A 19906-nucleotide genomic window follows, 5' to 3' on the forward strand; every position below is an offset into this window, starting at 1 on the left:
AATTTGATCTAAATTCATATTTCAAACACATACAGAGAACCCTCAGACAAAAAAGAGAGCTATAGGACAAAAAAGAGCCCCTTGCGGGGCTCTTGGCATTGGTTTATGTATACCGTGCCTTATGCTTTGCGGACGTTAGAAGCCTGCAGCTTACCATTTTGACCAGTAGTGATGTCGAATTCGACAGCCTGGCCCTCATCAAGAGTTTTAAAACCATCCATATGAATCTCGGAGAAGTGTACGAACAAATCATCGCCATCTTCGCGAGAGATGAAACCATAACCCTTGTCTGGATTGAACCATTTAACCGTACCTTGAGCCATGACGTGCCTTTCTTTCTTTGCTCCTACGAGCATAACGGAGCGCTTGGTGCGCAATACAAAATAGTCATATGACTACTCGTCCTAGTGACTACCCATCATAGTTTACGCTATAGCGCTTAAAAAAAAGTATAAAAGCGCTCAACGGTCAAATGCATCGTTAAACGGAGTCTTATATTCGCTTAAAGAAGACTGTTAGATTCTCAAACGGCGATGTGCGCAAGGATGTTAGACTTCATCATCTACGGGTTTAAGGTCGCTGTCGAGAAGTTCAAGCCCCTGCGGAACATCCGAAGGACGCCAGTTAAAAGCAACACCAACGGCACGCGCTTGATCGTAACGAATCTTTGCAAGTTCAGGATTTTTCATGCGACAATACGAGTCACCTAGCTTATTAAGGGCATAGCACACATATCCAGCGGTAGCATCACCAATGCCCGAAAGCTGCATCATCGTTACCAGCGAGGCTGGCGATAAGAACAACGCCGAACGCACGTCCATTTCCATAAGCTCAGCTATAGCTTCTTCCGTTTGCTTCGCCTCGCTCACGCTGTGGCGTAAATAAGCCCCACGCAAGGTAAAAGATACCGTATCGATAAAATTACGAACAATCTCAACGATATAGTCGTGCTCAAGCATGTGTTCCTCGTATTCTCAAAAGCACCCGCACTATGCACGCCCGTATGGCGTGTCTGCATAGCATGCCCGTATACATCGTATATGTTATATCACGTTTATAGAGCGCAGGCGATCTGCTTTGGATGAGCGGCATCGAAGAGGGGTCTGGAACTAGCTTTTAAACGAGCTAGACCTCCCGCGGAGCTTGCAAGGACAGATGTTCAAAGGCAGCAAGGGTTGCCTTACGCCCCTGTGGAGTGCGCACTAATAATCCTCGTTGTAAGAGATACGGCTCATATACATCTTCAATGGTTGCAGCATCTTCCCCGACGGCGCTTGCAATGGCCGAAAGACCAACAGCACGACCTCTAAAGGTCTCGCAGAGCACGCTCAGGATTTTAAGATCCATCCAGTCAAGACCAAGTTCATCAATCTCGAAGAAACTCAAGGCCTGTGCAGCAACATCCCAGGTAATCGTCCCATTAGCACGTACTTGTGCATAATCGCGCACACGCTTCAAAAGGCGGTTTGCCAAACGTGGAGTACCTCGGCTGCGGCTTGCAATTTCCAAAGCAGCCTGCTCATCAATATCGACATCCAAAATTCCTGCCGAACGTCCCACAATATCAGCCAGCTCAGGCACCGTGTAGTAATCCAAGCGAAAACCAATGCCAAAGCGATCACGCAACGGACCTGTTAAAAGACCGGCGCGCGTGGTGGCACCTACAAGCGTAAATTTTGGAATCTCCAAGCGAATAGAACGAGCAGCGGGACCTTTCCCAATCACAATGTCGAGGAAAAAATCCTCCATGGCGGGATACAACACTTCCTCGACCATATGATTCAAACGATGAATCTCATCAATAAAGAGGACATCGTTTGCTTCTAAATTCGTTAAAATCGCAGCTAGATCACCTGTACGCTCGATGGCAGGGCCACTAGTTGTATGCAATTTTGAATTCATCTCATTCGCAAGAATGGTGGCCAAAGTTGTTTTACCTAAGCCTGGGGGTCCCGAGAAAAGTACGTGATCCAGAGGTTCTTCTCGAGATTTTGCTGCTTCAATTAAAACACGCAAATTATCACGCACGCGCTGCTGACCTACATATTGGTCAAGGGTTTTTGGGCGTAGAGTTCGATCTACCTCAAGATCTTCCTCGTGAAGCGTGCCCGAGACATTTCGAGAAGAGGTATGATTTTGCTCAGAGTCGGCAAAAATATCACCCAAGGCATCTGCTTCCCACATTAGGCTTTACCTCCCAAACGATGCAACGCATAGGACAACATATGCTCTGGCGTCGAAGACTCGTCTTGCGTATAACCCTCAAGGGCAAGACGGATTTCTTCGGAAGTAAATCCCATCGACAGAAGCGCCGTTTTGACATCATTTTGCATATCAGACACCTGGACAGGTCCCGCCTGAGCACCAGAAGAAGCATCAAGCGTGCCCACAAGACTACGAAGCTGTGTATCGGACGAGAAAACACTTTGCATCTCGACAAGTATACGATTAGCGGTCTTTTTACCAACACCTGGTACTGTTGCCATTCTTGGTGCATCTTGTGCTTGCACTACTGAGGCAAAAGCCTCGGGTGTAAAGGTCGATAAGATCGACAGTGCGACCGCAGGCCCAATGCCCGAAATAGCGATAAGGCGATCAAACAACGCACGTTCTGAACGAGAAGCAAAACCAAAAAGCGACAGAGCGGTTTCGCGAACACACATCCGAGTATAAATGCTTACTTTTGCAGCGTCCTTTTGTGAAAGTGCGGCACAAGTTATGGATGAGCAGCGCATTTCATATCCAACGCCGCCAACATCAAGCACCACAACACCAGGCTGTAAATCTATGATTGATCCAGTGAGTTGAACTATCACGAAATCGCCTCCTTACGCTTCGTACGCTGCATCGTGTGTACTGTGTGTACATGACAAATTGCAGCTGCAAGCGCATCTGCACAGTGATCAGGCTTGGGATCATGATCGAGCTTCAAAACATGACGGACCATATAGGTCACCTGGTTTTTATCGGCAGAACCCGTACCCACAACCGCTTGCTTAATTTGCATGGGGGTGTATTCACCCACAAAAATACCTGCGTAAGCGCATGCTGCAATGGCGGCCCCTCTTGCATGAGCAGTCCAAATAGCAGCACTGGTATTGACACCAAAATAAATAGACTCAATGGAGACGGCTTCGGGATTAAATTCGCGAATTGCAAAACCGATGCGATTAAAGATAAGACCCAGTCGATGATCCAGGCTATCCTTTGCGTCAGTGTGAATGCAGTCGTAGGCGCGAGCACGTATGAGCGAGCCTCGTGTTTCCACGATTGCCCACCCCGTATTCGCCAAACCAGGGTCAATGCCCAAAACAATCATCCACAAGCTCCTTACATCAGAACGTGTGTTCTAGTTTAGCACATTGCGGGTGGACGTGTACGAGAAGTTTGACTTGCTCGAGAAATTTTGGCTCACGCAAGAAGTTTAGGCGCGGCGAGAAGGTCATACGTGATGCTTGTACGTAAGAACGCTAATTGTTCGAGAAGAATCCTGAGGCCCAGTGTTTGTGCTCATCCAACTCTTCTGGAGCAGCACTCATCATGTCACGCAAAAGCTCAAATGCTTCGTTGATATTCTCGTCAGATGCTTTCTCGAGAGAAAGCTGCGAAAGCTTCGCGCTTACCTGCTGATAAAAGCGCTCGACCGCTTGGATATCTGCCACACTGCGCGGGCGATCTTCCCAAGCACTATCGATGGGGCGAGAAAATTCGCTCAGGCTGCACGACGAAATAACTGGGTAGGACGGCAACGCGCGACGGGCAATTTCGCCTTGCGCTAAACGGCCGATGAGCGCCTTGATGAGGTGGTAATCCTGTACGTTGCTGACGAGCTCGCCGATGGGCATGTCTTGCTCGATGTAGGAGTACAAAAAGTGGTCGATTTGCGTGAGTTGCGCCTGAGTCGGCTTTTGCGAAGACAGGCCGCCGAAGCCCGCAACGCGCATGTTCGAGAGCTCAAAGCGTGTGAGCACCGAGGCAGGCAACGATGACGATATGCTTGCGCGATAGCGGCCCAACCCCATTAACTGACTGCGATACACGTCTCCAAACGGCATCATGGAAGCCATGGATGCGGTCATGCGTCCCGTTTGCGGTAACTCAAGTGCGAGCGCGGTCTTATCGACAGGCGAAAGCACGAGTCCTCCGTGTTCAGAGGCCAAATTTTGCAGACGGATACCCACAAGCGCATCGATCACGTTGGTATCGTTCGCATCGAGCTGCAGGGCACGGGTGGCCATACGAACCTGTCGCCCGCTGAGCACGTCAGCCTTTAGATGCAGGTTGCGAGCCAGCTTTTTGGCATCACGAAACGCAGCAGCATCGCCCTTATCGACGATAAGAGCACGTGTGCGCGCGGGGCCAACCGCATCAATGGTCAGCGCCGCAAGGACGCTTGTTGCCATCGTGCCATCAAGGTTGAGCACCGCATCGTGCATGCGACCATCGAATTGCAAAAAATTGCGCGTTGCCATCACGAGGGCATCCCACATGAGCTGGGGCTCTACGTAGTCAGGCGGTTGTTGTGGATTCGCGACGGGGCCTTCGAAGGCGGGGTCTACCTCGACAATGCGAAAATCTTCCTCAAAGTTGGGAAACACTTCCGTGAGCTCGCCCCAAGGGGTCATCACAAAACTGCCTCCGGCATGTACCACGTCATCGTAGCCACCGACTCCGCCAATACCCACCAGCCAAGCGTTGAGCTCGGAAGCCTCTTTGGTAAAGAAACCGCGCGAGATGGCGGGCGCGAGCGTCGTTGATTCGTCGTGCGTCGTAAAGCGACCATTTTGCAAATACAGCACGACGTCGGCGTCGACCTGCGCTTTTGTGGCAGCTTTGAGCTGGTCTTGCGTGCAGACGACCATAAAATTGATGTCATCAAAGCAAAAACCAATGTTTTCGTGAGTAGCTGTCGTTATCCATGTGCGTGGATCTTGCTGCGCAAGCATCGACTGAAATGTATAACGTAGGGGTATTAATTCTTTATTTTTAATAAAGACAACCTCTTGAAAACTGCCAAACGGTGCGGGGAGCAGCAGCGGCACAAGGGCTGGAAGCGCGAGTTTTTGCGTCAGGCTTGCCTGCGCAAGCACAATATCAACGCCAAAGGAATCGGTTTTACCAATGCCGCCAAGGTCAGGACCCGTCAGCGCAGGAAAAGGGAAAATGATCAGCTCGGCACCCTGATCGCGAGCAAGCTGCGATTGCGCCACCATACGCGCAATGGTCGCCTCGTAATTGGCCGAACGTGTACACATTTGCGAAATAGCAAGCTTCATACCCTACTCCCGAACGTATGGCATTCGTGCGACGGTCACATGAGCAGACCACTTACGGCCGCAGGCACCAACGTAGACACCAACCGTGTCATAACGAATACCGCGCTTCGAATGCCGTGCTTGCTTCTATAATAACCGTTGTTGCTCGCCGCTATTCGTGCTGTGATGAGGCTTCGTAAAATCTAGCTCGCTCCAGTCGGGCGATGCCGAGAAGGTCGTGCCAACGATGATAAGCACACAGCACAGCAAAGCCCAAGGCGACGGCACCGCACGCATCACCAGTGCCGAGATAAGCACAGCCCAGGCAGCATACGAAATGTTGAGTGCCATACCGCGAGCAGCACCAATGCAATTAATGGCCTTGTAGTACGCCAAATACGAAGCTACACCCGCAAGCGCCGCGAGCGCCACCACGCCATTCTCGGGCGTAAACGCAATACGGATGCATGATGCCACCGAGCCCGTCAGAGGCACAACAATAAGCGCATACGTCAACGCTGATGTCGTCTCGCGGATCTGCAGGGCAATGTCGGGGTCGACGTCGGTGCCCTTCATGCCCCACGCGAGCAGTACAGCTTCCGATCCCCAGCCAACCACGCACAGACTTGCACACGCAATGCCGATGAGTGGGTTTCCCGAGGTGTCGAACGAGGTCGTAAGCCAGCCCATAAACACAATGGCAAACAGGGCCACAAGCAGCATCACTACCTGCTTTGGCTTCATTTTTTCTTTGAGAATCACGACCGCTAAAAACGCGCCCACCGCAGGATAAAAGGCCGAAATTGCCGCCGTATATCCCGCGCCAATATGCTCGATGGCTGCCAAGTAACCACTCATGCCAATCGGCCCACCGAGAAGGGCGCCGAGCATGACCATCTTGCCGTTAGGCGTTTTAATCGCACCCACGGTTTGCGCAAGGCGTCCACGCGCGGACATATATACGAGCAGAATAAGCGCCGCAAACACATCATGAAAGGTTGCCGAAACAAGCGCGGCATGCACATTGGTGGCATAGATACCCATCGACAAAGCAACACCCAAAATGACGGTATCGATGGCCCACAAAATGCCGCTCATCAAACCATATTTCATTGCTCTGGCCTCGCTTTAACTTTAGGATTCACGGAAACCGCTTCGGATAGCGTATACATCATGCTTTATCCTTTATGCACTATTTTGTTTCAGCCTGATCGTACCAACCCAAGACTTTATCGATATAGTCGACCGCATAGCGATAGTAAATAAAGAGCCACTCACCGACGCTAGCGCCTTCAGCCTCCTTAACCAGCGACCAGATGTACCAGCACCAACCAGCCATAACAACCAGGCCCCAGAAGTGACGGTGCTCTTCGGAGGTGGCGTGACGATCAAAATAAAAGTCCAGTGCCTTGTTGCCCTGTGCCTCATCATATTGTGAGCATACGACAAAGGTACCGAAGTCGTTTGCTACATCCGACATACCCGCATATTCCCAGTCGATAAGATCCATGTGGTGCTGCGCATCAACGAGGAAATTCAACGCGAAAAAGTCGTTGTGCGACACCACCTTGGGATAACCATCTTCGACAAGCAGCGCGTTGAGACGGAAAATTTTGTTACGCAATTCGTAGTACTGGGGCACTTCAATGGGGCCGTGCTCAAGCAAGAGCTTCTCGTAAAAAAGACCCATGTCGTAAAAATTAAAGTCGTACGTCAGTGTTGCCTTTGATTCGTGCAGCTTACGGCACATGCTCATAGCCTGCTTGACCTGCTCGTCATTGTTGATGTCGAGCGGATGCACATTGGGAACAAAGCGAGAGATTTTCCAACCGAACTGCGGATCAGCATAGATAAAGGTAGAATCAAGCCCAATCTTGGAAGCAAGTTGCATAGCGTTAAGCTCGCTCGCGCGATTGATCATTTTTTCGGTGCCGATGCCAGGGTGACGATACACATATTCCTTTGTGCCGTCGGCGTTCGTGACCGAAAAGTGGCACGAAAGATTCGTTAAGCCTTTCTTCAAAGGCCAGAACCCATGAATCTCTGACTTTTTACAATGCAAAATGGTAACAATGTTATCCAAAATCTTGGAGTCAACGTTTTCTATAAAGTACTGATCGAAGTTGCGCAGCTCATCAAGGGAGTCAAACTCATTAATGACGCCCTTCTCGTAAGGGCGAGCAACCATGGAAAGCTCATCAAGGTGGTCGATATAGATCGATTCCCAGAGCTTATCGACCGTCTCGTCGAGGTCATACTCCGCTTCCAGAATGTGCACAAAGCGCTCAGAGAAGGTCTTATCGAAATAAACATGTCCCAGCATAATAAGCGAATCTTGACCGCCCACCGTCACGTCAATAATGCGATTATTGGCACCCGTGGTAATGCACCACTCGTTTGTCGGGCCGTCGAACTTCTCGCACGCGTAATAGGCTTCATACACATGCGACTCAAAAGGATTGCTCGTAAAATAGTTGTCCGACGAGCAGATGTAGGTATTCGAAAGCCTGTCACGCACGCGCCACAGGGTGCCATTGTTGTTTCGGGTGGCGTACTCGATATTCACCACGATATCGACGCCATACTTTTCGCGCAGGTAGAAAAAGAGCTCCTTTTTGTAGCCAACCACCAGCGTGATGTTGGTAATGCCTACTTGATGTAACTGCTCTATTTGGCGCTCGATAAGCACTTCCCCACGAACGCAAAGCAGGCCCTTGGGACGCTCATACGAAATTGGCGCAAAACGAGAAGACAGACCTGCTGCCATAATAACGGCATTTGCAACTTTATAGGGTTCAAGCGCCTGAATTGCCTGGCGCGTAAGCTGCCCGTTTGCAAGATAGCCCTGTGTTTCGCAACTTTTGACGGTCTGGTTCACGGTGCCGAGTGCCAGCCCACAGCGCTTAGACAGGGCGCGCTGGCTGAGCGTTTTTGGTGCTTCCGAGGCGGGTTGTGCCTCTGCTGCGGATTGCGCTCCTGAGGCGGATTGCGCCTCATGCTGCACTTTGTAGAGTTCATACAATACCGAAAACTCGTTGCGAGTCAATGCCATGATGTCTCCTCATGTTCATTTTTATGAGTAAAGGTATTATAAATGAACATTATTCCGTTCACTTACAATACCTTTTTCTGCATAAGAACAACATATTGACGCGCAAACATAAAAACACAACATTCGAACAGAACTGCACCAAGAGGAACGAAACCCCAAGAAAAACTTACTGCGCGTCTTCGACTCCCATGAGCTCAATATCAAAAATAAGGTTTTTACCAGCAAGTTCGTGGTTCGCGTCAACTTGGATGGTCGTATCGCTTAGCTCGGTTACCTGCGCGGGAATGGGCATACCCTGTGCAGTCGAAAGCTGTACATGATCGCCGAGCTGTAATTTTTCGGCCCCTGGTACAAGCGAACGGTCAAACGAGAAGACCAATGCTTCGTTGCGCTCACCGTAGGCCTCATGCGGCTGCAAAATAACGCGTTTTTTCTCGTTAATTTGCATATCTTCGACGGCTTTATCGAAGCCCGAAATCATTTGTCCCGCACCGCAGACAAACGAAAGTGGCTCGTCGCGGTCGTAGGAACTATCAAACTGAGTACCATCTTCAAGCGTTCCGCGATAGTGAACCGAAAGTTTTTTACCTTTGTTGGACATACTGCTCCTTTTTGTAAGGGGTGACGAGCTATATGGCTTTGTTAGCGAGGTCTGCTACTAAAACCTTGCGCTGATAGCCTGTCAGGACTTCTTGATGTTACCCAATAACGACTTTGCCATACCCGTAGAGTAAGTCATTGAGTTCGGCTTGTAGTACTACGTTGTTTGCATCGACAAGCGTCGGTAGCTCGATGCGCATCATGTCACCCGAAGCAAGTTCCATGCGCATCTCGACCCGATCCATCCCCTCGTAGTTCGCCAAGGTTGCATTGAGGCGCTCCATAAACGCGCGAGAAAAAACGTCGCTACTCAATACAAGTTCGATGACCTGCGGTTTGTTGGCATCGCCCTGCAGATCGAGTGCTTCGAACTCCTGTGCAATAAGTTGCATGCCACGGTCGCTGCGCTCAAGTTTGCCCTTAATGCGCACAAACGCCTCACCCGAGGTTTGTCCTGTCACGGGATCAACCCGCGGCGCGAGCGCAGCGCCTGACTTTTTATAGAGCTTCGGGAAAACCACAACGCTGACTTCCCCGCCCATGTCCTCAACCGTGACTACGGCCATGGGGTCGCCCTTTTTCGTCGCTTTTCTCTGCACACTGGAGACCATGCCCGCAATCCAAATGGTGGCACCATCGGCAATTTGATACTGCGTCACCGTTGCGCCACTGATGGGATCAACCTCGTCAGTCGACTCTTCAAGTGCGTCCAAAGTGCAGGTACGGGCCTTTGCAAGCGCGTACTCGTACGGCGTCAAGGGATGGTCCGAAACGTAAATGCCCAGCACGTCCTTCTCGAGCGCAAGCTTCATCAGACGGTCCCACTCAATGCCCGTTGGCGCGGGCACTTCGCTCTTAAAGCCATCCATGTTGGAAAACATGTCAAACATGGAGATTTGCCCCGTCGCACGCTCCTTTTGGTGGCGCACGGCAGCGTCGACGATATTCTCGGGATTATTTTTATCGATAAATGACATGCACTGCATGCGTGTATAGCCCGTCGAATCATAAGCACCTGCTTTGACCAGCGCTTCAATAACGCGGCGGTTAGCTTGACTCGCATCAACGCGGTCGACAAAGTCGTGGATATTCTTAAAGGGGCCGCCCTGCGCGCGCTCGGCAATGATGCAGTCAGCTGCACCCTCACCCACGCCACGGATGCCCGCAAAGCCAAAGCGAATACCACCCTCGACAGCAGTAAACTCGCGACCCGACTCGTTGATGTCAGGCGGCAGTACCTGGATGCCCTCGCGGCGGCAGGCGTTAACATAGTGGACGATCTTATCGGTCTTACCTACGTGAGAGCTCAACACACTGGCCATGTATTCTTTGGGGAAATAGGCTTTTATCCAGGCTGTTTGCATAACCAGAATAGCGTAGCCCGCCGAGTGCGACTTGTTAAACGCGTAGGACGCAAACTCCAGAACGTCTTCCCAAATTTTTTGTGCGGTCTCTTTTTTGTAGCCATTCTCGATAGCACCGTTCATCCAGTGCTCGTAGGTGGTCTCTTCTTTACCGTTATCCCAGCGGAAACGCGTGGAAGTCAGCAGCTTGATCTTCTTTTTTGCCACTGGCTTACGAATGCGCGAGTCCGATTCGCCCGCCGAGAAGTTACTCATCTTAACGGAGATTTGCATAACCTGCTCTTGATACACAATCGTGCCATAGGTCTCATTGAGGATGTCGCCCAAGCGATCGTCGTAAAACACGATGGGTTCGCGGCCGTTCATACGGTTAATGTAGCTGGTAACCATGCCTGCACCGAGCGGACCTGGGCGGTACAAGGCGATAAGAGCGACGATTTGGCTATATTTTTTGGGCTGCATGTTTTTGATCGTCGCGGTCATGCCCGCCGACTCGACCTGAAATACGCCCGCCGTATGGCCCGAGCCGAGAAGTTCGTAAATCTTGGGATCCGAAAAATCAATCGCATCGACGTCGATTGCAACGCTTGTTGCCCCAGGTTTTAAGGCTTTTTTGACGCCAGCAGGCATACGGTCGATATCCTGCGGGTTTGGATAGGCTGCCTCGATATTGCGCAATGCTTTGTTGATAACAGTCAGCGTGCGCAGACCCAAAAAGTCCATCTTCAACAGGCCCATGTCGGCGACAGAGTGGCCTTCGTACTGGGTAATAGTGACGTTTCCCTTGGTATCGACCTTGGTGGGAACGTGATCGGTGACGGGTGTCGGCGTAATCAGGGTTGCGCAGGCATGCACGCCCTCACCACGTGTTAAGCCCTCGATCGAAAGCGCAGCGTCGATAATAGCGCGCGAGGTTTCGTCTTCTTTGTAGACCTTCTCGAAATCGGGCGAATACTGCTCGGGATGCTTGTCGTTGCGATGCAAGGCATACTCAAGCTGCAGTTTTGGATCTGCCGATAACATCTTCGAGAGGCGCTGACCCATAAACACAGGCTGTCCAAGAACGCGTGCAGCGTCGTTAATGGCTTGCTTTGCCTTAATGGTTGAGTAAGTAATGACCTTGCAGACGTGATCTTCTCCGTAGACTTTGCGAACGTGCGCCAATACGTCTTGGAGATGCTCATCCTCGAAGTCCATATCGATATCGGGCATCTCGGAGCGCTGTGGGGACAGAAAACGCTCGAACATAAGGCCATTCTCGAGTGGATCGAAGGTGGTAATGTTCATAGCGTAGGCGACAATAGCGCCTGCTGCCGAACCACGACCAGGGCCCACACCGATGCCATTATCTTTTGCCCACTGCACATAGTCCTGTACAATCAAAAAGTAGTTAGCAAAGCCCTTATCGCAAATAATTTTGTACTCGTACTCAAAGCGTTCCTGCACGTTAATGCCATTAATAACACGCGTGCGCCAATCGGCACCGTAACGCTTGGCCAGGCCTTTTTCGCACTCCTCACGGAAGCGCTCCTCGGCGCTTTCGCCCTCGCGCAGACCTGGGTACTGTGGCAAGTAAATATGGGACCAGTCGAGTTCGAAGTCGCATTTTTGCGCCACCTCGAGGGTATTCTCGATAGCTTCGGGGCACCAATCGAAGAGCTCGCGCATCTCAGCTTCGCTCTTAAAATAAAATTCCGAACCCTCGAGCTTCTTGCGGTTCGTATCATCGAGGTGGGCGCCACTACCGATGCAACTTAAGATGTCCTGTACCTGTGCATCGTCGCGGGTGAGGTAGTGCACGTCATTGGTTGCAACCACCTTAATGTCACAGCGCGCGGCAAGTTTGACCAGCTGTTCTGACAGCGTGCGATCGCTAAAACCATTCCAGTCGGCGGGCTGCAGACCGTGGTCTTCAATCTCGATGTAAAAGTCGTCGCCAAAAAGCTCCTTAAATTGGAGTGCCCACTGCTGTGCCTCGTCAAAGTTACCATTGCGAATGTGCCACGGGATAATACCTTGCGCGCAAGCGCTCAGGCAGATAAGACCTTCGTGGTAGGTCTTCAACATCTCCCAGGTAATGCGCGGTTTGTAATACATCATGGTGTGGCCTGCGGCAATGGACATGCATTTGAGCAGGTTAGCATAGCCAGTCGCATTTTTTGCAAGCAGTATGAGATGGAAGCGCAGCTGTTTGGCACCACGCTCGATGCAATCGTCTTTGATGAAGTAACCTTCGCAGCCAAAAATGGGCCTGATACGCACGGGTGGTTTATTTTGTTTTACCGCGTCAAGCGAGCCTGTTTGTTGCCATGACGCAAGATCGGCTTCCCACTGCGCATGGGCATGAGCATAGGCGGGCTCTGCGGGATTATCGGCAGGAGGCTCTTCGGGAAGTTCGTTATTTTTGAAGCAGTCAATGTTGTGCAGATGCTGCTTAGCTGCAGGAGTCTGGCTATTGTATTTGCGGCACTCCAGGTCGAAGGTAGGAATACCAAACAGATAGCCACGGTCGGTTAGGGCAACAGCGGGCATCTGGTCGTCAACCGCAGTTTTTACCAGATCGGCAATACGCGTTGAAGCGTCCAGAATCGAAAAATCGGAATGGTTATGTAAATGCACAAACGCCATTACGTTAACTCCCCTCGTTGGCTTTTTGGACCGTGCCTTGCGGTGGTGGCGTACTCGGTGGCGTGCGTCCTGCAGCCACATACGCAGCTTGTTGTAATCGCGTACCTTGAGCCGTACTCTTTAAGAAAAAGTATACTGTACTACGATCGGTTGACCCTGACCGTCGTCGCGTTCGACACAAACAAACGCACACTCAACGGATGTGAATCCTTGGCGCAACAAGACGTCAGCATAGAGCTTGGCCTGCAGTTCATGTGTGTCGTAGAGCTGCTGTGGCGTTTTTTGTGCATCACCCGTTTTATAGTCGATGACCAGCGCTTCTTTTTTGTTGTGTTCGTTACGTGAGGTGCACAGCAGGTCGATGGCACCCTCGATGTAACGACCAAAATCACTGAGACGCTCGCAGAAAAATGGTGCTTCAGCAATGACTCGATCGTACGAAAGCGCACGACGGCGAATGTCCGAGTTTGTCCAACGCTGCAGCGCTTCCTTCAGGCGCAGCGTTTGGCGCTTGGTACAATCCCAACTGCGAGCCAGACGCTCAATGGTTGGGTCGTCCACGGGTTTGCCTGTCTGAATCATCATTTGTGCAAGCTCGTGGAAGGCTGAACCTAGATTGGTAGCACACGGGTTTTCGTCATCGAGATCGTCATCATGGGTGGGTGTCACTTCCTCGCAAAACAGCGCATCGTCAGGCTTTGTTTGCATGTAGCTGTACTCATAGGTTTCTGGAATCTTGCCAGCGGGTGTCTTTTTGCGTGCCGATGCTTTGTTATGCGAGCTCGATCGCGAGTCTTCAGATGCGCCCTCACCTTGCGCGTCCAAGAGCGCATGCATGGATGAATAGCTGTAAATTCCCTGGTGAAGCCCATAAGGGAGTTGCGTGGGTTCGGGTGTACTTACAGGCTCGTAATGTGTAAAGTCAAAAGCTGCGCTGCGAGTTTGCGCTTGGTCATCTTGCGTTGCAGTGACTGGCTCTGGCGCGCGCGGGGGCGCAGTCGTGTCCTCTTGCCCGTCATCCGAAAGTGAATCAACCGGCAACAATGGCTGCAAAGCCTCCTCGACACCACAGTTTGCAGGATCGTCGATAAGGACGTTTACCAGTTTGTTATTCTTTTTTTCGCCCGCTAGCGCCACCGAACGAAGCACCACTGGTACCGAACCAAGCTCGAGTCTTATAGTGGGCATTCCTACCAGTTCCATCGGTGTGGGGTCCACGATGCGTGCGACCTTCTGGGCAAACTCGGGCGAAATGCCATCCTTTTTAATTTTAAAGGCGACCTGCAAGATAAGGGCTTCCTGAGCACGGGTAAGCGCGACATACAGCAAGCGGATTTTTTCTTCCATTTCTTGTTGATAATCCCGTTGCTCTATAAACGCTCGATACTCAGCAAGGCTTTTGCAGTCCTCAAACGCTTCGGGCGCCTCAAAACTGCCGGACGGTCTTGTACTTGATGGACGGAGAGCAGCGTATAAGTTGCCGGCTTCGTACATCGTCTTGATGCCTTGTTCTGCTGCTGTGTTGTGAGGATCAAGCACCGAATCGGCTACCGCGACCACAGGGAATTGCAGGCCTTTTGAAGCATGAATGGTCATGACCGATACGGCATTGAGTTTTTGTCCAATGAGCATGGCGGGCGGTGTTTTTGCCTGCGAAAGCCAGGTTTCGAACGCGGGAGCAATTTGGCTGATGCCCAGTTTTTGCTCGTCGGCAATCTCGCGAATATAGCGCACACAGGCCAAAAGATTGGCAGCTACAACCTCATTTGCAGCGGTTGTATGCTCGAGGCGCGCGAGCCATCCCGATTGATGAAATACCTGTTGTACCACACGATACACGGGTTCACGCACCATGTCTTGCCAGGCGCGGCGCAACACACGAAGCGCGTTTTGCAGGCGAGCCGACGGCATAAAGGAATCGTCGCCCGAGACGGCAGGGTTCTCGTTAAAGGCATCGTCCAGAAGGCCCATATGAATCGGATAGCGACACCACGCCTGCGTCTGCGGATCGCGCATGGTGCCGAGGAGCAACAAATCGTCAGCATCGAGCGCAAACAAATCGCTGGTCAAGACGTTAAACAGCCGTGTTGAATCGTGGGGGTTTGCGAGCACGCACAAAAGATCAGAGACGATACGAACCTCGAGCGCCTGTGCAAAACCCGAGCCTCCCGTGATCACGCTTTCGATGTGGCGTTTTTGCAAGGCATCAACAAAGAGCTGGCTATTCGTGAGCCGCCCCATGAGCAGGCAAATATCTGCAGGCGCGACGCCCTTCTTATGCACAAACCACGCAATGCGATCCGCAAGTTGCTCCGCGGCGGCGTGCTGCACCATGGAGTTGGTGACCGCATAATTATGTTTTACCAGTTCAACATATACGCGAGGCGATCCGTCCGCTTTAAAGGGATGCTCAGCGCGGATTTTTTCTTCGTCGCGGCTGGCGATAAGATCCATGAAGTTGTCGATCATACCGTCGGCACCGCAGACAGCCTTCACGAAGCGCAAGATGTCATCGTGACTGCGGAAATTATCGAACAAGACGGGCTTATGCTCGTCCGAAAGCTCCTGCTGACGGCGACGGAACACATCCACGTCAGCGCCTCTAAAACGATAGATCGATTGCTGCGCGTCGCCCACTGTCGTTAAGTGGCAAGCATCCTTACCTGCGAGCAACTTGATCATTTGTACCTGTTGCTCTGAGGTATCCTGAAACTCGTCGACCATCACAAGCTTGAACTTATCGGTATAACAGCGTGCAATTTCGGGATGCGTCTTGAGCGCATCGTAGGCCATCGTGAGCAAGTCATCGTTATCCAAGCAGCTCAAACGTGCCTTTTTGGCAGCATACACCTGCTGAATGCGCTGGGCAATCTCGACCAGCAAGGGGCTGAGTGAATGCTCTTGCGCCAAGGCGGCATCAAATGCAGCATCTTCGAGTGCGTGCTGCAACTCGCGGCACAAATCGCGGCAGGCCGCACCCGCCCACCTCGTGCCATTGGGACGCACAAGCGTCGATAAGAGCTCCAACAGCGCCTCGGGTGTTTGCTCGTGTGGCGCATGTTGCAAAGGCCACCGCGTCAGCGCCTCGATGCTCGGGGTGAGTTCGTCGATAAGATCGACGGGTTTATCGGCAGTTCTACCTGCCTCGGCAAGCTGGACATACGCGTTTAACAGCTCCTGACACCAGCCACTCGGATCCTTGCCCGCACGGCCAGGAAACAACAACTTATCAAACCCAACGGGCGAATTTGTGATGGCAACCAGCAAATCGCGCGCCATACCCGCCACCGACTGACCTGAATCATCTCGCACGGCCTGGCGAGAAGATCCCGCAACACCAGGCATCGCTCCAAACGATTGCTTGTCGCGCGCAGGATGGGCGGCAAACAGGGGGGCGAAATACTCTTTTTGCTGTTCGTCGGTCTCGATCGCTTTGAGGACTTCTTCGATGGCGGCGTCACGCAGCTGTACCTGCGGCAAATCGCCCAACATCGTAAAATCAGGATCAAGGCCCAGGGTCAACGCGTGGGTACGCAAAATACGAGCACACATGCCATGAATGGTCGAAATCCATGCACTGTCAACCGCATACGACGCCTGCACAAGGCCGTAGTTTGCAAGGGTGGAACGAACGCGCTCCTTAATTTCGGCAGCGGCGGCATTCGTAAAGGTTATGATAAGCACCTGGTCAAGCGAGTCCAAAAATGGCTTGCCATCCTTGCCCGAGCCCTCCATCAAAGCCCAGGCCACCCGCTGGGTAAGCGTAAAGGTTTTGCCCGAACCCGCGCCAGCAGCGACAAACAGGGTTTTATCCAAGGTGGTAATCGTCTGCTTTTGGCCTGGTTTAAATTTCGAGAAGTCCATTATGCGCGCCTTTCTCCACAAGCCAACGATTCACAAAATGCGCAGGAGGTATCGCCTGAGGCATGCGTATGGATGTCTCCCGCTTTGAGTGCCTCAATGCGCTCGGCGATGAGCTGCTCGCAAGTATCCAAGTACGCATAGAAGTCCTCAATGGTTTTACCTGCGGTAACGGCGCCAGGCGTACGCAGGGTGTGCGCACCCCATACACGATCGCACATCGAAGCGGGCACCGCGCCCGACAATTCGCATTCACGGCGAATGCCGAAGTAGACGGCTCCCGCCGCAACAAGATTTTGCTGTTCAAGATATTTACGCACCACTTGCGCATAAATCAGTGACTGCACGTGACGGGGCAAAACATGTAAATCAACCTGTTTTCCGCGCTCCGCAAGTTTGTATTCGCTAAAGAGATGGCTCTTGAGTTTATAGTCGATGATAAGTGCATGACCGGCCTCGTCCACATCTATGCGGTCAATGCTTCCCACAAAATTCACGCCCGCGTACTTCACAGGAATACCTGTCGACCCGCCAAAACGTAGCTCAAAAAAGCGCGGTTCAAAGCCCTCAAAGAGGTCCTTCTCGTACTCCAGAGCAGCAAAAACATCCTGCTTGAGCTGCTCAAGTTGCACGCGTTCGGAGGCCATGTGGGCGATAAGTGCCTGATCGCGGAAATTCTCGGCACGCTGCAATTGATGCGTATAATGCGCATCAAATTCGATCAGAGCCTGCTGCTGAACATACTCAAGATTTTCATCCGTGACGCGCGAGAGACGCAGGCGCGTTCGCGGATCGAGACCATCAAGCTCATGCTTGTCACCAAATGGATCAAGCCCTGCGGCTTCGCGCAGCAGTGCGCGGTGTACCACTTCAAGAACGCGGTGGGCAAAGCTGCCCTTCTCGAGATTCGAAAAACCAGCATCGATGCTTGACAATCCAAGACGGCGCTGCGTAAACCACTTGTAGGGGCACTCGAGGTACGTCTCGATTTGCGAGGCCGAAAGCGTGATGTCATCATCTGGTTTATGCCCTGGTCCACCTGCGCAAACAAGGGGCAAAAGTTCGTGGCTTACGGCTCCTACAGGTTTGAGCGTTTCGTGCGCGGCGGGCTTATCGGCCTGGCTTGTGGACGAAAGATTTTGCGTGACATCCTGCTCCCCGTGCGTGTAGGTCTTTTGGGGAAACTTTGGAACGGGCTGTGTTTGTTGTTCCTGCAAAAATTCATTCAGCAGTAACGCCGGGAAGCTTTCCTTTGCAGTCTCGTTATAGAGCACGCGCTGCAGACCAACCACCTGCCGCGTTGCCATAAGCGCTGCTACAAATTGGTGGCGCATGTGCTCAAGCGAAGTGCGGGGCTTGTAGATTCCCAGCTTTGTTTCGAGCGCGGCAAGTGCGCCATCATCGACGGGCACCGCCATCTGCTCGTTAGTCATATCCATGTAGATAAGACCGTCGATGCTGGCAGGTTCAAGCTGAGATGCTTGCTGCGCTGACATGATGTATACGACGGGTGTAGTCTTGTCGAGTCTGAAGGCTTTTTCGCGAGCGGCGACCTTCTCGACAGCGTTGGGTTTCTCGTTCTCAGTGGGCTTCTCGAGCTCGGCGACCTTCTCGACAGACGTGACGTGCACTCGCCCATTTGAGGCTTGTACCTGTAGCTGGATAGCAACGTTTTGCACCAGCGTATGCAAAATGCGCAGCGTCCTGATCAGTTTGTCGGAAACCTTTTGCCTTGAAAGCGCCCCTTCGATGGTGCGGGTAATCTGCACGAAGCGCTGCAACAAGCTCAGGCGTTTCTCGTACTCAAGAATATTTTCGTTGGTAGGCTTTTTGCGGGCGTAGGCCTTGGCAAACAAGTCAAACGCAAGCGACAGTTTTTGAGAACGCATGGCTCGAACGGCAGAAGCAACAGGCGTTGACGTCAGCGAGGCACGCGTGAGGTCGCGCAGCACTTTTTCGGGCGTTAAAATGCGATTCCCGCGCCATTTGCGATCCAGCCTCCAAGCTGCATCCACTTTGACGCCTGAGACGTCGCAGAGTAAAAAGTCGATAAGACCGCGCGGTGGCCACCACGCCATGGACCCGAGCTGAGGAGCTTCTCCCCATCGTGTTTCTTGCGGGGCAGGCCAAGTTTTTTCCAGTTGTATAAGGCGGATGACGTCTTCGCAAAACGTCATAAGGCTTACTAAAAGCGAATCGGAATCAAGCGAGGTGGTGACGTAGGCGCGCACCGCAAACTGCGAGCTTACGAGCTTGGGCATAAGCTCTTGCCACGCCTGGTAGCTATCAGATGTACACACCGCAAGCGCGTGCAATTTTTTATCTTCTACCTGCGCTTGTATATACTTTTGCACCAGTTCCCACTGCGCCAGGGGCCCGGCGGCCTGAAGCAAATCGTAGCTCGTTTGCGGAAGAAGCGCTTGCCCCGATGGAGGAAGCTCGTACTGAACGAGCACAGGTGAGATACGTGCTTGCAAAGCCTCAAGAAGCACATCGTCGGTTCGCGATGTCTGAGAAAACCCAACAAAACAGATCGTCTGTTCCAACACAGATTCGGGAAGACGAGCTATGATCTGCTGCAAGACATCGCAGTATTCAATATACCCCTGCTCAGAGATGAGCTCTTTATAGCGTCGCAAAATAGTAAGAGCTTCGTGCTCTCCAGCGCTGATGTCAGTTTTAGCACATGTAAGCTCGGCAAGCTGCTCGGAGCACACGACATCAAGGCCGTCTTTGGCAAGTTGTGCAAGAAGTTGCAGGGTTCCATCATTGGCGCGCAGCACCGATGCCTGCGGCGATGTTGGTTGCGCTTTCGGCGCGTCTTCTTTAAACGCTGCAGGATAGCAGAGCTCAAAGGCCTGATACAAAAAGGTCATGCGGGAAACCACGTCGATGATCTTTTGGCCTGTGCCGTACAGACGCCACAAATCACCAACCCATCCAGCAGGCGTCGCAACACTAACTCCCAGGCCAAGACCAATGTGGGAAGCGAGCTTTTTTTGGCAGGCAATTTGCTGCTCATAACTTGGCACGAGTATCGTCGCTGTGCCACAACGTTCAACGGAGGCCTGGCAAGCCTGCGCCACAGAGGTTGGAAGTATTTGATATGACGTACAAAGTGTTTGTATTACAGACATATTGATCCT

General features: G+C 52.0%; 12 protein-coding genes. All 12 read right to left on the reverse strand.

Annotation, left to right across the window (positions count from 1 at the left end; genetic code table 11):
• Positions 1-119: 119 nt before the first annotated feature.
• Positions 120-323, reverse strand: a complete 204-nt coding sequence (locus HMPREF3192_RS01825; RefSeq protein WP_066304846.1) for a cold-shock protein — start codon at positions 321-323, stop codon at positions 120-122.
• 225 nt (positions 324-548) lie between these two features.
• Complete coding sequence (locus tag HMPREF3192_RS01830; RefSeq protein ID WP_066304848.1) at positions 549-959, reverse strand: hypothetical protein; 411 nt, start codon at positions 957-959, stop codon at positions 549-551.
• A 166-nt stretch (positions 960-1125) separates the two neighbouring features.
• Positions 1126-2184 carry a Holliday junction branch migration DNA helicase RuvB gene (gene ruvB, locus HMPREF3192_RS01835; RefSeq protein ID WP_066304851.1) on the reverse strand — a complete coding sequence of 353 codons (1059 nt, stop codon included), beginning with the start codon at positions 2182-2184 and terminating at the stop codon, positions 1126-1128.
• Positions 2184-2816, reverse strand: a complete 633-nt coding sequence (gene ruvA / locus HMPREF3192_RS01840; protein ID WP_066304852.1) for a Holliday junction branch migration protein RuvA — start codon at positions 2814-2816, stop codon at positions 2184-2186. The genes ruvB and ruvA overlap by 1 nt, the downstream gene beginning before the upstream one ends.
• Entirely contained in the window at positions 2813-3319 is a 507-nt protein-coding gene (gene ruvC / locus HMPREF3192_RS01845) for a crossover junction endodeoxyribonuclease RuvC (protein WP_066304853.1), read from the reverse strand. Before ruvC ends, ruvA begins: the two co-directional genes overlap by 4 nt.
• A gap of 151 nt (positions 3320-3470) precedes the next feature.
• A complete protein-coding gene (locus tag HMPREF3192_RS01850; RefSeq protein WP_066304854.1) occupies positions 3471-5276 on the reverse strand; it encodes a hypothetical protein in 1806 nt (601 codons plus the stop codon).
• Between the two features lie 126 nt (positions 5277-5402).
• Positions 5403-6368, reverse strand: a complete 966-nt coding sequence (locus tag HMPREF3192_RS01855; RefSeq protein WP_066304857.1) for a DMT family transporter — start codon at positions 6366-6368, stop codon at positions 5403-5405.
• A 79-nt stretch (positions 6369-6447) separates the two neighbouring features.
• Complete coding sequence (locus tag HMPREF3192_RS01860) at positions 6448-8307, reverse strand: phosphotransferase (protein WP_066304859.1); 1860 nt, start codon at positions 8305-8307, stop codon at positions 6448-6450.
• A 166-nt stretch (positions 8308-8473) separates the two neighbouring features.
• Entirely contained in the window at positions 8474-8908 is a 435-nt protein-coding gene (locus HMPREF3192_RS01865) for an FKBP-type peptidyl-prolyl cis-trans isomerase (RefSeq protein ID WP_066304860.1), read from the reverse strand.
• Positions 8909-9005: 97 nt separating this feature from the next.
• Positions 9006-12899, reverse strand: coding sequence for a DNA polymerase III subunit alpha (dnaE, locus tag HMPREF3192_RS01870; protein ID WP_066304861.1), 3894 nt, complete (start codon positions 12897-12899; stop codon positions 9006-9008).
• 120 nt (positions 12900-13019) lie between these two features.
• On the reverse strand, positions 13020-16763 hold the full coding sequence (locus HMPREF3192_RS01875; protein ID WP_066304862.1) for a UvrD-helicase domain-containing protein: 3744 nt from the start codon (positions 16761-16763) through the stop codon (positions 13020-13022).
• A complete protein-coding gene (locus tag HMPREF3192_RS01880; protein WP_197414538.1) occupies positions 16763-19897 on the reverse strand; it encodes a PD-(D/E)XK nuclease family protein in 3135 nt (1044 codons plus the stop codon). Before HMPREF3192_RS01880 ends, HMPREF3192_RS01875 begins: the two co-directional genes overlap by 1 nt.
• Positions 19898-19906: the final 9 nt, after the last annotated feature.

The sequence above is a fragment of the Atopobium deltae genome (genome assembly GCF_001552785.1).
GTDB lineage: Bacteria > Actinomycetota > Coriobacteriia > Coriobacteriales > Atopobiaceae > Atopobium > Atopobium deltae.

Excerpts from the sequence above, each read along its gene's own strand:
- HMPREF3192_RS01825 (WP_066304846.1), bottom strand. The coding sequence starts at position 323 with ATGGCTCAAGGTACGGTTAAATGGTTCAATCCAGACAAGGGTTATGGT.
- HMPREF3192_RS01830 (WP_066304848.1), bottom strand. The coding sequence starts at position 959 with ATGCTTGAGCACGACTATATCGTTGAGATTGTTCGTAATTTTATCGAT.
- ruvB (WP_066304851.1), bottom strand. The coding sequence starts at position 2,184 with ATGTGGGAAGCAGATGCCTTGGGTGATATTTTTGCCGACTCTGAGCAA.
- ruvC (WP_066304853.1), bottom strand. The coding sequence starts at position 3,319 with ATGATTGTTTTGGGCATTGACCCTGGTTTGGCGAATACGGGGTGGGCA.
- HMPREF3192_RS01850 (WP_066304854.1), bottom strand. The coding sequence starts at position 5,276 with ATGAAGCTTGCTATTTCGCAAATGTGTACACGTTCGGCCAATTACGAG.
- HMPREF3192_RS01855 (WP_066304857.1), bottom strand. The coding sequence starts at position 6,368 with ATGAAATATGGTTTGATGAGCGGCATTTTGTGGGCCATCGATACCGTC.
- HMPREF3192_RS01860 (WP_066304859.1), bottom strand. The coding sequence starts at position 8,307 with ATGGCATTGACTCGCAACGAGTTTTCGGTATTGTATGAACTCTACAAA.
- HMPREF3192_RS01865 (WP_066304860.1), bottom strand. The coding sequence starts at position 8,908 with ATGTCCAACAAAGGTAAAAAACTTTCGGTTCACTATCGCGGAACGCTT.
- dnaE (WP_066304861.1), bottom strand. The coding sequence starts at position 12,899 with ATGGCGTTTGTGCATTTACATAACCATTCCGATTTTTCGATTCTGGAC.
- HMPREF3192_RS01875 (WP_066304862.1), bottom strand. The coding sequence starts at position 16,763 with ATGGACTTCTCGAAATTTAAACCAGGCCAAAAGCAGACGATTACCACC.
- HMPREF3192_RS01880 (WP_197414538.1), bottom strand. The coding sequence starts at position 19,897 with ATGTCTGTAATACAAACACTTTGTACGTCATATCAAATACTTCCAACC.